The organism is Bartonella rochalimae ATCC BAA-1498 (assembly GCF_000706645.1).
In the GTDB taxonomy this organism is placed as follows: Bacteria; Pseudomonadota; Alphaproteobacteria; order Rhizobiales; family Rhizobiaceae; genus Bartonella; species Bartonella rochalimae.
In genome coordinates this window covers 721161-721782 of sequence record NZ_KL407337.1, presented here as the reverse complement: position 1 = coordinate 721782, position 622 = coordinate 721161, and the positions used below count along the sequence as shown (strand labels likewise).

1 pseudogene is annotated in these 622 nt (G+C 35.2%); it reads left to right on the top strand.

From position 1 onward, the window contains the following. Positions 1 to 193: 193 nt before the first annotated feature. Positions 194 to 622: pseudogene (locus O99_RS06895) on the top strand (hypothetical protein); the annotation flags it as partial.

Below are 622 nucleotides of genomic sequence, written 5' to 3'. Positions count from 1 at the left end.
TATGTCTTTTTAATGTCAATCACTCTAACCAAAAAATTTTTATAAAATGCACCAAACCCTAAACCAAAAAACTACAATCTCATTAATTGAAGAATTCTTAAAATGACTACTACCTCATCTCATGTTCTTCAATAACCCCTAAATGTGTCTTTTTGATGTCAAAAAAACATTTTTTATTATTGGAGGATTTCTTATGAAAAAATCATATCTTATCTTAAAAAGCGGTGATTTAAGGGGATATTCTTTTTCTCGTCGTTCACCTTTGTTGAAAGCTGCTTCATTAGGAACAGCTATGGCAGCGCTCCTATCGAGTGTTGCGCCTGTCGTTGCATCTAATTTTTCTCCAACAGAGCAGCAAACAACGATACAAAGTTCACAGAGTCTTAAGGGCACAGGTGTGATTTCCTTAAAAGCTCCTGAGAAAGCTTCAAAAAAATCTCGTGATTCTGTTTTTGCGAGTAATCGTTACTGTGGTATCGACAATATCGTTGTTTCTAATTCCTCTGATTCAAAGAAGATAATCAGTGAGGAAAGTTATGTAAATCTTCTCACACATCACAAATTTGATAATTGGTGCTCTCGTGGTTTTGGAGTTCAACAAGCCACTTGGACTGTTGATGGT